Source organism: Clostridium sp. LIBA-8841 (genome assembly GCF_057782475.1).
In genome coordinates, this window is record NZ_CM173488.1 from 1965544 (window position 1) to 1979481 (window position 13938).

Below are 13938 nucleotides of genomic sequence, written 5' to 3' on the forward strand. Positions count from 1 at the left end.
GCTGTGAGAGATTTTGAATAGAATAAATATTTTAAATACAGATACAGCAAATAAAATAGCAGCAGGAGAGGTTGTTGAAAGACCCTCTTCTGTTGTAAAAGAACTTGTAGAAAACTCCTTAGATGCAGGAGCAAAAAACATAACTATTGAGATTCAAAATGGCGGCGAATCTCTCATAAAAATAATAGATGATGGGGCTGGAGTTCATCCAGAAGATGTTGAAAAAGCTTTTAATCCTCATGCCACAAGTAAAATTAAGGATACTTACGATATATTTAGCATAAATACTCTTGGATTTAGGGGAGAAGCTTTACCTAGTATAGCTTCTATATCTAAAGTAAACTTTAAAAGTAAAATAGAAGATTGTGCTGTGGGTAAGGAGCTAATAATTAGTGGCGGAGAAAAAGAATCTTTAATAGATTGTTCTATGAATAAAGGGACACAAATAGAAGTTAAAGATTTATTTTTTAATGTTCCTGCTAGAAAGAAATTCTTAAAGACAACAGCAAGAGAAAGTGCCATAATAAATGATTTGGTAAATAGAATTTCCTTAGCCAATCCAGATGTATCATTTAAATTATTTAATAACAACAAAAAGGTTTTAAATACTTATGGTAATGGAAAGTTAATAGATGTTATAAGAACCATATATGGTAAGAGTACTTCAGAAAATTTAATATACTTTGAAGAGCATAAGGATACAGCCTCTGTTTATGGCTTTATAGGTAATGACACTTTAGCTAGAGCTTCTAGAAACAATCAAAGTCTTTTTGTTAATAAAAGATATGTTAAAAATAGAAGCTTAACAGTGGCTGTAGAAAATGCCTTTAGATCATTTAACGTAACTGGAAAATTCCCTTTCTTTGTTTTATTTATAGATACTTATCCAGAACTTATAGATGTTAATATACATCCAACAAAATCTGAAATTAAATTTAAAGATGAGCGTTTCATATTTAAAACCGTCTTTGATGCTGTTCACTCAGCCATGAGAGAATATGTTAAGGATACCTTTACTCTTCCTGAGGAAGAAGAAAGAAAGTTTGAGACTTTAAAAGAAGAGGTTATTCAAGAAAGTTTAGATAAAGAAATAAGTACTTTGGAAAGATTAAAGGAAAATGTGGTTTATAAAGCTAATGAGGAAAGAAGAATAGAAGAATTATCTTCTTACAAAACTTCAAATAATGAAGTCAATAAAACTGAAATTGAAATTCCAGTGGATTTTTCTTTTAAACAAGAAAAAGAAGAAGTTTTAAATAAGCATTTAGAAGATAAGGATGCTTTATCTTCTATAAGTAAAAAAGATTTTTCTTATGAACCAATACTTATTAAAAATGAAATTAGGGATAAGATAAGTGAAAATCATATTACTTCAACTAATCCCTCTGTATCACAAAATGAAACAAAAGAAAGTTTAGAATATTCTAATGAAATTGATAAATATGATAAAGATAATAAGGAAAAAGAAATAGTTTATAGAGAAGCTAAATTTCCTAGATTAAAAGTTATAGGTCAATTTAATAAAACCTATATATTAGCTGAATATGATTCTATTTTATATCTAATAGACCAGCATGCAGCTCATGAAAAAATTCTTTTTGAGAAATATTCTACAGATATATCTAAAAAGAAAGTTGAAATTCAACCTCTAATGGTTCCTTTAGTAATAACCTTACCTACTGAGGATTATCTTTATTACGATGAAAATAAAGAGATTTTTGAAAAGGCTGGATTTAAAATAAGTGATTTTGGTGATAATTCTATAAGAATTGAAGAAGTTCCATACTTTTTAGATAGATTAAACCCAACAGAGTTAATAACATCAATGATAAATAATTTAAAGAAAATGGGTAGTGGAGAAACTGTAGAGGTTAAATATAATAAGATAGCATCTATGTCATGTAGAGCAGCTGTTAAAGCTAATGATATTTTATCTTTATTAGAAATGGAAAACTTAATAGAGGATTTAAGATATATAAAGGATCCTTTCCATTGTCCACATGGGCGTCCAACTATAATTAAATTTACTAGTTATGAATTAGATAAGAAATTTAAAAGAATAACTTAAGGAGAGAGACAATTTAAATGAATAATGATTTACTTATTATTGCTGGGCCAACAGCCGTAGGAAAAAGTGACCTTTCAGTAGATCTAGCAAAGAAGTTAAATGGTGAAATAATCTCTGTTGACTCTATGCAAATCTATAAGTACATGGATATAGGCTCAGCTAAAATATCTAAAGAAGAAATGGGAGGAATTCCTCATTATCTAATAGATTTTGTTGATCCTAGTAAGGAGTTTAGCGTAGCTGAATTTAAAGAATTGGCTACAGAGAAAATCAAAGATATTCAAAATAGAGAAAAACTTCCTATATTAGTAGGAGGAACAGGTCTTTATATAAATTCAATCATATGCAATATGAATTTTGCTGAAAGTGATAAGGATGAAGAATATAGAGAAGAACTTGAAAAAATAGCTGATGAGCATGGTAATGAATATCTGCATGAAATGCTTAAAGATATTGATTTAGAAAGTTATAATTCTATACATTTTAACAATAGAAAAAGAGTTATTAGAGCTTTAGAAACTTATAAGTTAACTGGGAAACCTTTTTCATCTTTTAAAGCTAAGAATAGTATTTACGAAACTCCATATAATATATATTATTATGTACTTAATATGGATAGAACAAAGCTTTATGATAGAATAAACAAAAGAGTTGATATAATGTTTGAAAAAGGTCTTTTAGAAGAGGTTAAAACTCTTAAAGATATGGGGCTTACTGATGATATGCAATCTATGAAAGGCATAGGGTATAAGGAAGTTTTATATTATCTTGATGGAAAAATATCTTTAGAGACGTGTATAGAGATGATTAAGCAAGGTAGCAGAAATTATGCTAAACGTCAACTTACATGGTTTAGAAAGGATCCTAGGGCTATATTTATAGATAAGGATATCTTTGATTCAGAAGAAGAGATTTCTAATAAAATTATTAATGACATAATAAAAGCTTAGGTTTATAATTAAGTTAGATTAAAATTTATGGAGGGCAATAGAATGAATAAGTCAATCAATAACCTACAAGATATATTCTTAAACAATGCAAGAAAGGAAAGAATACATGTAACAATCTTTTTAGTAAATGGGGTTCAATTAAAGGGTATTGTTAAAGGGTTCGATAGTTTTACAGTAGTTTTAGATAGTGATGGAAAACAACAACTTGTTTATAAGCATGCTATAAGCACAGTATCACCAGCTAAACCTATTTTATTTAATAATGCACAAGTTTTTGATAATTAAATATATAGAAAAAAATAGGTAAACCTTTATTGGTTTGCCTATTTTTTTTCTATATGATAAGATTTATAAATGTACGATATTTTAATAATGCGGGGGTATAATAATGCTTAATGCAACTATAGAATTACTAAAAGAACAATACGGTTTCACAGATGAAACTTTAAAGCTTTATAATCAAGCTATAATTGATGTAGAAAATGAATTTAAAATATATGATGAAATAAGAGAATTTAATCAATTAAAAGTTCTTAAAGCTTTCCAAGAAGAGAAAATTTCAGATAGCCACTTCACTAATTCAACTGGTTATGGATATGGAGATGTTGGAAGAGATACTTTAGATTTAGTTTATGCAAGAATCTTTAATGCTGAAAAAGCTTTAGTTAGACCACACTTTGTTAATGGAACTCATGCTTTAGGAACAGCTTTATTTGGTAACTTAAGACCTGGAGATACTATATTAGCTGTTACTGGTAGTCCATATGATACTTTACATAGTGTAATTGGTATAAGTGGAGAAGAAAACATAGGATCATTAAAAGAATATGGTGTTAATTATAAGCAAGTAGATCTTATTGACGGAAAAATTGATATAGAAAAAGCTTTAGAGATGATTAAAGAAGATGACTCAATAAAGTTAATACATATGCAAAGATCAACTGGTTATGGTTGGAGAAATGCTTTCCAAGTTACAGAATTAGGAGAAGCTATAAAAGCGATAAAAGAATTAAGAGAAGATTTAATAGTATTTGTTGATAACTGTTATGGAGAGTTCATAGATATAATAGAACCTACAGATGTTGGTGCTGATTTAATTGCAGGATCATTAATTAAAAACATAGGTGGAGGAATAGCTCCAACTGGTGGATACATAGTAGGAAAAGAAAAATATGTAGAGCAAGCATCTTATAGACTAACTGTACCAGGTATAGGAGCAGAGTGTGGATGTACTTTTGGAGTAATGAAAGACTTCTATCAAGGATTATTCTTAGCTCCTCATGTTGCTATAGAAGCTTTAAAGGGTGCTATATTCTGTTCTAGAATAATGGAACTTGCAGGTTTTGAGGTGCTTCCTAAATATACAGATAAGAGAAGTGATATAATTCAAGCTATAAAATTCAATGATAAAGAAAAGCTTATAAAATTCTGTAAGGGTGTTCAATATGCATCACCAATAGATTCTTTCGTTGAATGTGAACCATGGGCTATGCCAGGATATGCAGATGAAGTTATTATGGCAGCTGGTGCCTTTATTCAAGGTTCTTCTATAGAGCTTTCAGCAGATGCACCTATAAGAGAGCCTTATATAGCTTATTTACAAGGTGGATTAACTTTTGATCACGCTAAAATCGGTGTCTTAATAGCTTTAAACAACATTTTTAAATAAGATTTTAACTCTAAACACTTTAAGTTTTTATAACTTAAGGTGTTTTTTTATGGAATAAATTACTTTAATATTGTATAATTAATACAGCGTTATTATTACGTATTACAAATATACAATTACATTACGTATTACAAGGAGAAAGGTGGACATAGTTTTGGAAGAGAGTAGAAACAAAGAATTAAAGGTAAAAAGCTTCAGAGTCACTGAAGAAACTTTCGATAAATTTAAAAAAATAGCATCTGATGAATTTGGTAACCAAGGACAATGTCTAGATGCTTTAATATCTTTATACGAATTAGAGAATTCTAAATCAACATTAATAGAAAGAAAATTAGAAATAGAATCTTTCCAAGATTATTTAAATAAGATAAATCAATTATTCTTAACATCTCTTCAAATGAGTGAGGATGCAGGGAAAAGAGCAGAAGAGGAGTTTGTAAAGAAACTTTCCATAAAAGATGTAACCATAGAGAGACTACAAAAAAGAGAAGAAGAGTTTATAGAAAGAGATAAGACTTTAAAAGAAGAACTTAGAGCTAAAACAAAGGAAGTTGAAGAACTTAAAGAAACTATTAAAGCATTAGAAAAGGATAAGAGTACTTTATCTCAATTAGTATCTAGAAACTATGATTTAATAGAAAAAAACAAGGAAGAAATAGCATCTCTAAAACCTTTAGAATCTTTAAAAGAGGAAAATGAAGAGTTAAAAAGAAGGTTAGAAGAGGAAAGAGATTCTATAAAAGAACAAAAATCTCATATAAAAGCTTTAGAATTAGAAAAAAACTCTTTTAAAGAAAGAATAGATTTCTATGTAGAAAAAGAAAATTCTTATAAGGAAGAGATGGAATCTTATAGAAAGCTTATAGAAGCCATGAGAAAGGACCACAAGAAAGAATTAGAGCTATTAGAGGATAAATACTCTAAAATGTTGGAAAAAGAGTCTAAGAAGCTTAGAGAGGCATTTGATAATAAGTTAGATTTAGAAAAGAAGAGCTTAGAATTAGATATAAGAACTTTAAAACACGAAAAAGAAGTTTTAGAAAACAAATTAAACTCCTAAAATAAAAAAAGAAAGCACCAAATGATGCTTTCTTTTTTTATTAATACGCTCTATATATTCCTACTAATTTACCTAAAACAGAACAGTCTGGAACTATTATAGGTTCATAATTTTTGTTTTCTGGTTGAAGCCTTATAAATCCATTTTCTTTAAAGAATCTTTTTATGGTTGCTTCATTTTCTATTAAAGCCACAACTATATCACCATTTGAAGCTATGTTTTTTTGCTCTATTATTGCCAAATCACCATCTAATATTCCACATTCTATCATACTGTCTCCAGTAACTTTTAAAATAAATAATTCATTATTATGCTTAACGTAGTTTATAGGAATTTGAAACATATCTTCTATATTTTCTGTAGCTAAAATAGGCATACCAGCAGTAACTTTTCCTATAATAGGAATGTCTATAAGCTCTTTTTCTTCAGTAGATAATTCCACTATTTCTAAAGCTCTCGGTTTAGTTGGATCCCTATATATTAATCCTTTTTTTTCCAATCTTTTTAAATGTCCATGAACAGTTGAAGTTGATTTCAAGCTAACAGCTTGACATATCTCCCTAACTGAAGGTGGATACCCCTTTGACTTTGTAAATTCAACTAAAAAATTATATATTTGAGTTTGTTTATCTGAACTTTCCTTAACTATCATAGTAATTGCACCTCACGATTCTTTGGTAATATTATACCATATGAATAGCAACATAGCAAACTTATGTTCTCATATCTATAAAATTATAAAAGGATTTTTAAAAGAGAAAATTTAACTTCTATTTTCTATAAAAAAGAAAGAGAGTAGATATACTTTTAAGGATAAAAAGAGTCTTATTTGATAAAAATTAACTTATTTGTTATAATGGAAAGATGGATTTTGAAAATAAGAGGTGACTTTATGGATAAAAAAGAATTTAACAACGATGATTATTGTGATGTATATAACGGAAAAATTTGCGACAATTGCGGTGATTGTTTAGAGATGCAAGGAGTAGATACAAAAGCTATAAAAATAGCTGATATAGCAAAAGAAGTTGAGGAAAATAAAAAAATAGAAGAAGCTCTTAAGAAACTTTCTGAAGAAGAGCAAGAAGAAATAGATGATAATGTTGAAGAAGAACTTACAACAGAAACTTGGGAAGAGTATTTAGCGAAGCAAGATGAATACGAAGATGCTTTTGATCATATAGAATATCTTGAAGACATAGATTTAAATGATGATTTAACAATGGAAGAAATGACAGAAGAAATATTCCCAGGCGTTAGAAAACTAAAAATAAAAGAGTAGTTTTATAGATAAAAGTGCTAAAAATACGGATATAGAACATATGTTCTATACCCGTATTTTCTTTATAATTTCAGATTTTTAGATATAAAATCTAACCAAATTAAACTATTTAATATTAGCTAAAGGGTTAGTGTTAACAGCTTTTCTTAGAGTTTCATCATCTACATGGGTATAAATTTGAGTGGTAGAAATATTTTCGTGCCCTAAGATATTCTGCAAGCTTCTTATATCTACATTTCCATACTTATACATTAGCGTAGCAGCTGTGTGTCTAAGTTTATGAGGGGTATATTTTTGATCTTTAAACCCTGCATTTTCTATATGTTTTTTAACTAACATTTCAACACTTCTTTTATTTATAGGTCTATATTTACTAGATAAAAATAGATATTTTTTAGCTTCTTCCGTAGCTTTTGAATCATTTCTGTTTTTTAAATAACTATCTATAGCAGAAATCGAAGCCTCATTTAAATATACAGTTCTTTCTTTGTTACCTTTACCTATGATAGTTAAGGTATCTCCTTTTATTTTTTCTATTTGTATGTTACAAAGCTCAGATAATCTCATTCCGCAGTTCAAAAATAAAGTAAGTATGCAGTAATCTCTATGATAGTTTTTATTTGTTTGATCCATCGAATTCAATACAGTTATACTTTGATCTAAAGTCAAATAAACTGGGTGTCTTTTATTTATTTTAGGTGATTCTAGTTCTACAGTTGGATTTTCATCTATTATTTTTATTTTTGAATTTAAAAACTTAAAGAAAGACTTTAATGTAGCAACCTTTCTTGCTCTTGCATAAGCGCTATTATTTCTTACCTTTTCTAAAAAAGCCAAAAATGCATATATATCAGATAAGGTTATGTCTTTTATAAAATTATCACTTAACTCAGAAATTTCAACTTCTTCGATTTTTTCTAATTCAATATTATTTTCTAAACCTTTATATACTTTTAAAAATTTAAAAAATAATCCTAAATCAACAGAGTATCCTTTTATTGTATTCAAAGATTTACCTTTTACATTTTCTAGGTAATTTAGGAACTCCATAACTCGTTTTGGATATCTCGATTTCTCTAAAAAATCAAATTTAAGATTTTTATTTTTGTATGATTCATCGTTTAATTCATTTTTAAAATTTGATTTTTCAACAGAATTGATGTCCTTTTCTACCTCTAAGAGCTTGTCCATCCCAAGTTCTTTTATCCATCTTTTTATTATTCTTTGATTAATCTTATATATATCTGCCAATTCTGTATTACTTAGATTTCTTTTAAAGATTAAAATATAAATATCTTCAATTAAATCTTCGTAGTCACGTTGAATATTTTGAGAATCGTAATAGTTATATATATGATCTAGATTAGTTAAATCATCATTACTTAAATTTATATTGAGTAATTCTTTGATTTCCTGTGAGTATTGAAAATTTTCGAATTGATTTTGTTTATTATTCATAGTCTAAAATCCTTTCAAAGCCTTGATATGACTATATTGTAGCATATTTACTTAAAAAACGCAATAACTTCGCTAAATGTATATTTAGCGAAGTTATAAATTAGGGGTATTTTAAGAAATTCATATTTGTATTTTAAAAACAACTTTAAAATAAATTTTTAGTTGTGTTTGAACCATAGTTTGTGGTTTTAATTCTTAATTCAATTCTTCAAATCAAAGAACGATTATATATTATCAAATCGTAATACATTAAGTAATACATATACATGTAATACAATAACAATATCGATTGATATATTTTAATTATGACCAATATCGATTGATATATTTTAATTATGACCAATTTCCAAAATAATATACATGACGAGATTAAAAAAACGTAATATTTCTTACATTACAAATATATATTCAAATTTCTCACTATTCTAATATCGTTTTTAGATATTAATAAGAAAACAAAAGGAAGTTAACTATATTCTTGTTATCATCCTTTTGTTTTCTTATACTATAAAGATGTAATTATGATAATTCGTCTAGGTTATTACTTTCTTTTCCATCAGGGATACTTCTTAAATAAGCTTCACCTTTTTTAGAATGAGAAATTATAACACCATCAATCATTCCCTCTTCTGCAAGTCTTACACCTTCAGCTTTAGAAACAGTTTTTCCGTTACTTAAAACGTAATCTGTAATTTCTCCACTACTATTCTTTTTTACTTTAACTATAGAATCTGACATAAATTATCACCTTCCTTTACTATTATTTTGCATGTATTTTCAAAAAATATTCTCTGTAAAAAATTATTTTTGTTTGTTATAATTAATATATAAAAGGTTTACATAAATGAGAGGTGATTATTTTGTATTTAGAAAAAATTATTAAAGCAAAAAAGAATATAGAAGATATAGTTATAAAAACACCTTTAATATATAGTGAGGTATTCTCAAGGAAATCTGAGAATCAAGTGTATATGAAATGTGAAAACTTACAATTAACAGGTGCTTATAAAATTAGAGGCGCATTAAATAAGATAAGATCCTTATCAGAGAAAGAAAAAGCAAGAGGCGTTGTATGTTCTTCTGCTGGGAATCATGCTCAAGGTGTAGCTTTTGCCGCTTCTCAAGCAAGTGTTAAATCAACAATAGTAATGCCTAAAACAACTCCTCTATTAAAAATTCAATCTACAAAAGATTTAGGTGGAAATGTTGTTTTATCAGGATATGTATATGATGATGCTTTTAACGAAGCTAAAAGAATAGAAGAAGAAGAAGGTACTTTATTTATACATCCATTTAATGACATCGATGTAATATATGGTCAAGGTACTGTAGCTTTAGAAATTTTCGAAGATTTAAAAGATGTAGATGTTATTCTTTGTCCAATTGGTGGAGGTGGTCTTATAAGTGGAGTCTCTTTAGCTGCTAAGGAATTAAATCCTAATGTAAAAATAATAGGAGTTCAAGCTGAAGGTGCTAATGCTATGGAACAAAGTTTTAAATCAGGAGAAATAATCAATTTAAAATCTGTAGATACAATTGCAGATGGTATTGCTGTAAAAAAACCTGGTGATTTAACCTTTAATTTCATAAAAGAATATGTAGATGATATAATAACAGTTTCAGACCATGAAATAGTTGAAGCTTTCTTTACCTTAAGTGAAAAGCACAAACTTTTAGCTGAAGCTTCAGGAGCTGTTTCTTTAGCTGCCTCTTCTAAATTGAATTTTAAAGATAAAAATATAGTATCAATAATAAGTGGTGGTAACATAGATATGGTTACCATAACCTCATTAATAAATAGCGCTTTAGTTTCTAAAGGTAGACTTTTTGGATTTAGCTTAGAAGTTCCTCATAAGCCAGGACAAATTTTTAGAATTTCAAAAATACTTACAGACGTAAATGCTAATATAGTAAAACTTGAACACAATAATTTTAAGGCAACAGATGCGCTTAAAAATATGGTTATAGAAATAACCTTAGAAACTAATGGTCATTCTCATATTGCTGAAATTAAAAAGGCTTTAACTGATCAAAGCTATGTAATTAAACAAATTTATTAGTAAGAAAATAAAAGAGGCAGTATTTTATTTAATTAAAATACTGTCTCTTTTTTAAAATTATACACTTCTCTACTCCACCTTTAAATAAAACCTAATAAAAAAGAGCCTATTTGTAATAGACTCTTTTTGAAATTGTATACTATTTAAAATTCCCTTTAATTAATAAACATCTTTAAATTCTTCTAAAGGTAAATCAACATCTTCTAATTCATGGTAATTAAAATTATCTCTACTTAAATCAACATCTTCTAATTTTATTAATTTAGTATGATGTTTAAATTTATAGTAGAAAAATAAACCTAGGAATAAAGGAATTCCTATATATGATGAAATTAACCCACCCCAGTCTATTCCATTTCTAACATCTAAATAAGCATATCCTTGTCCTAAAACGATTATTCCACATAATATTAAAGCAATTATAGGTCCAAGTGGAAATAATTTAGCTTTATAAACTAATTTACTCATATCTTTCCTTTGTGCTACATAAGCTCTTCTAAATCTATAGTGACATATTGCAATACCAAGCCATGCTATAAATCCAGATAAACCAGATGCTGCTACAAGCCATACATATACAGTATTCTCAGCATAAATACCTGTTAAGAAACATAAACTAGCAATTATTGTTGTTAATATTATTGCATTAACTGGCACTCCTCTAGAATTTGTTTTTTGAAATATCTTAGGTGCCATTCCACTTTTAGCCATAGCATAAAGCATTCTACTAGATGCATACATTCCTGAGTTACCAGCTGATAAAACTGATGTAAGTATTATTGCATTCATAACAGATGCCGCACCAGCTAGCCCTATTTTTTCAAAAACTACTGTGAAAGCACTTGTTTCTACTCCTGCTTGAGCATTAGGTACTAAAGCTCCAATTACTAAGATTGTTCCTAAATAAAATAATAAAATTCTCCAGAAGATTGTGTTAACTGCCTTTGGTACATTTTTTTCAGGATCTTCACTTTCTCCAGCGGCAACCCCTACTAACTCAGTTCCTTGAAATGAGAAGCCAGCTATTAAGAAAATCATGAATATAGATTTTGCTCCTCCAATAAATGGACCACCATTAGCATAGAAATTTTTAAAGCCTACTTTTTCTCCTCCTATTATTCCAAATATCATAAGAACTCCTATAATTAAGAAAATAATAACAGTAGCAACTTTTACTGCTGCAAACCAAAATTCTGATTCTCCGTAAGCTTTAGCAGATAATAAATTAAGACCTAATATAATTACTAAAAATAACGCACTCCATACCATAGCTGGAACATTTGGAAACCAGAATTTCATTAATAAAGAACCTGCAACCATCTCTGCTGCTATTGTTATAGCCCAGTTATACCAATAGTTCCATCCTAAAGCAAATCCAAAGGCTGGATCTACGAATTTTGTTGCATAAGTTCCAAAGGAACCTGTCTCTGGCATATATGTTGCCATTTCTCCTAAGCTTGTACATAAGAAATAAACCATTATTCCTATTACTCCGTAAGCTACAAAAGCTCCTCCAACACCTGCTTGATGCAAAGTATCTCCCATTGCTAAGAAAATACCTGTACCTATGGCTCCACCCATTGCAATCATACTAAGATGTCTTGATTTTAATCCCCTTTTTAGATTAGTATTTTGTTCCTGACTCATTTTTTAGTCCTCCTTATGGTTTTAATAATTAACCCATAAGTGATAACTAAGTTCCGCTAACAAAAGAAACCCTTAAGCGTGGTTTCATGCTTAAGGGTTTGTAAAGTCTTATTAAACAATACTCTTCTTTCATGATAGCACACCACAAAACTAATTGTGACAGTGTTACATATATTATATGCAACCCCAACCTAATAGAATTAAAGCCTCTTCTACTGGTTTCGGCGATTCATCCTTTCTCTTTGCTTCATAGTGCTTACCTCTGCAAAGATACTATTAATCATCGCGCCTCTATCTCAGTTATTCACTTTATATTAATAATTATGCAGTTTAATTTACAAATTGTCAATCTTTTTTTATTGTTAATGAAACCCAATCAATAAATTACATTTATAAAAAGAATATATTTTATTACTATAATTAATAATTACCTTGACTTTAAATATTAATTATAGTAATATGTACTCATACAAAGAACAGATGTATTTAATAAAAATACAAGAAGGGGGCTATTATGAAAAATTTATCTTTAATAAAGAGAATATTTTTTGCAATCATTTTAGGAATACTGATTGGGCTAGGTTGTTCCTACATAAATTTTGATATACCCGTTAGGGCATTAATGACCTTCAATGGATTATTCGGAAACTTACTTAGTTTTTTAATACCACTTATAATAGTTGGATTTATAGTACCTGGAATCGCATCTTTAGGAAGCAAATCAGGAAAAGGACTTTTAGTAACAACTTTAATAGCATATGCATCAACATTTTTAATAGGTATAATAACATTCTTTATAGGACGTTCATTACTTCCTAAATTTATAGTAAGTGCTTCTTTAAGTACTAGCTCTGTAAATGTTGAACCATACTTCGCAATAGACATACCTCCAATGTTTAGTGTTATGTCTGCTTTGGTTTTTGCATTCTTATTAGGTATAGGAATATCAAGAATAAAAAATAGTTACTTATTAAAAGTATCTGAAGAGTTTAATCATGTTGTTTCATTAACAATAAAAAATCTTTTAATACCATTAGTTCCAGTATATATTCTTTCAATATTTGCTAAGTTAAGCTATAATGGTGAAATATTTACTACTTTAAAATCTTTTGGACTTGTTTACGTAGTTCTTTTCTCAATACAAGGAGCTTATTTATTAGTTCAATATGTTTTAGCTGGAACTATAAAGAAACAAAATCCATTTAAACTGTTAAAAAATATGATTCCTGCATATATGACAGCTTTAGGTACTCAATCATCAGCAGCTACAATTCCAGTTACTTTAAACTGTACTATAGAAAATAAAGTCGATGAAGATGTTGCAGACTTTGTTATACCTTTAGGAGCTACAATAAACTTGGCTGGTGATACTATAACTTTAGTACTTGCTTCTATGGCTGTAATGTATATGAAAGGACAAGTTCCAACATTATCACTTATGTTACCTTTCATAGTTATGTTAGGAGTAACTATGGTAGCAGCACCAGGAGTACCTGGTGGTGGTGTTATGGCTTCTCTAGGTTTACTTGAAAGTATGCTTGGCTTTGGTAATGTGGAAAAATCATTAATGATAGCATTACATGCTGCACAGGATAGTTTTGGTACAGCAACAAATGTAACAGGTGATGGAGCTATAGCAATAATAGTAGAGTCTATCCTAAGAAGAAATAAAAAATCTAATCTTAAAATTGAAGAGGCTAAAGAAGAGTTTCTTCCAGAGGTTAGTTGTAATTAAAAAATGACT

Annotated in this window: 12 protein-coding genes and 1 riboswitch; of the genes, 8 read left to right on the forward strand and 4 right to left on the reverse strand. The window is 28.5% G+C overall.

Annotated elements, in window-relative coordinates:
* Nucleotides 1-13: 13 nt before the first annotated feature.
* The 5 genes from mutL to AC2A4K_RS08665 all read left to right on the forward strand — a co-directional run bounded on the left by mutL (nt 14) and on the right by AC2A4K_RS08665 (nt 5747).
* On the forward strand, nt 14-2068 hold the full coding sequence (gene mutL / locus AC2A4K_RS08645; protein ID WP_322503344.1) for a DNA mismatch repair endonuclease MutL: 2055 nt from the start codon (nt 14-16) through the stop codon (nt 2066-2068).
* A 17-nt stretch (nt 2069-2085) separates the two neighbouring features.
* A complete protein-coding gene (gene miaA, locus AC2A4K_RS08650; RefSeq protein ID WP_322503343.1) occupies nt 2086-3018 on the forward strand; it encodes a tRNA (adenosine(37)-N6)-dimethylallyltransferase MiaA in 933 nt (310 codons plus the stop codon).
* Nucleotides 3019-3060: 42 nt separating this feature from the next.
* Complete coding sequence (hfq, locus tag AC2A4K_RS08655) at nt 3061-3303, forward strand: RNA chaperone Hfq (protein WP_322503342.1); 243 nt, start codon at nt 3061-3063, stop codon at nt 3301-3303.
* A 103-nt stretch (nt 3304-3406) separates the two neighbouring features.
* Nucleotides 3407-4687: a methionine gamma-lyase family protein gene (locus AC2A4K_RS08660; RefSeq protein WP_322503341.1), complete on the forward strand. Its 1281-nt coding sequence runs from the start codon at nt 3407-3409 to the stop codon at nt 4685-4687.
* 154 nt (nt 4688-4841) lie between these two features.
* A complete protein-coding gene (locus AC2A4K_RS08665) occupies nt 4842-5747 on the forward strand; it encodes a V-type ATP synthase subunit I domain-containing protein (protein WP_322503340.1) in 906 nt (301 codons plus the stop codon).
* Between the two features lie 40 nt (nt 5748-5787).
* On the opposite strand, the gene lexA is transcribed toward AC2A4K_RS08665, so the two are convergent.
* The gene (gene lexA / locus AC2A4K_RS08670) at nt 5788-6399 is read right to left on the reverse strand and encodes a transcriptional repressor LexA (protein ID WP_322503339.1); all 612 of its coding nucleotides are present in this window, start codon (nt 6397-6399) and stop codon (nt 5788-5790) included.
* 240 nt (nt 6400-6639) lie between these two features.
* Between lexA and AC2A4K_RS08675 the strand changes: the two genes are divergently transcribed.
* Nucleotides 6640-7029: a hypothetical protein gene (locus tag AC2A4K_RS08675; RefSeq protein WP_322503338.1), complete on the forward strand. Its 390-nt coding sequence runs from the start codon at nt 6640-6642 to the stop codon at nt 7027-7029.
* Nucleotides 7030-7134: 105 nt separating this feature from the next.
* Here the strand turns inward: AC2A4K_RS08675 and AC2A4K_RS08680 are convergent, their stop codons facing one another.
* On the reverse strand, nt 7135-8079 hold the full coding sequence (locus AC2A4K_RS08680; protein ID WP_322503824.1) for a tyrosine recombinase XerC: 945 nt from the start codon (nt 8077-8079) through the stop codon (nt 7135-7137).
* Nucleotides 8080-9006: 927 nt separating this feature from the next.
* Nucleotides 9007-9225, reverse strand: a complete 219-nt coding sequence (locus tag AC2A4K_RS08685; protein ID WP_322503337.1) for a DUF3892 domain-containing protein — start codon at nt 9223-9225, stop codon at nt 9007-9009.
* A gap of 122 nt (nt 9226-9347) precedes the next feature.
* Between AC2A4K_RS08685 and ilvA the strand changes: the two genes are divergently transcribed.
* Complete coding sequence (gene ilvA / locus AC2A4K_RS08690; RefSeq protein ID WP_322503336.1) at nt 9348-10547, forward strand: threonine ammonia-lyase; 1200 nt, start codon at nt 9348-9350, stop codon at nt 10545-10547.
* Nucleotides 10548-10706: 159 nt separating this feature from the next.
* Here ilvA and AC2A4K_RS08695 read toward each other — a convergent pair whose 3' ends face one another.
* Complete coding sequence (locus AC2A4K_RS08695) at nt 10707-12194, reverse strand: amino acid permease (RefSeq protein ID WP_322503335.1); 1488 nt, start codon at nt 12192-12194, stop codon at nt 10707-10709.
* Nucleotides 12195-12321: 127 nt separating this feature from the next.
* A riboswitch (Lysine riboswitch) is annotated at nt 12322-12496 on the reverse strand.
* A gap of 212 nt (nt 12497-12708) precedes the next feature.
* Between AC2A4K_RS08695 and AC2A4K_RS08700 the strand changes: the two genes are divergently transcribed.
* Nucleotides 12709-13929: a dicarboxylate/amino acid:cation symporter gene (locus AC2A4K_RS08700; RefSeq protein ID WP_322503334.1), complete on the forward strand. Its 1221-nt coding sequence runs from the start codon at nt 12709-12711 to the stop codon at nt 13927-13929.
* Nucleotides 13930-13938: the final 9 nt, after the last annotated feature.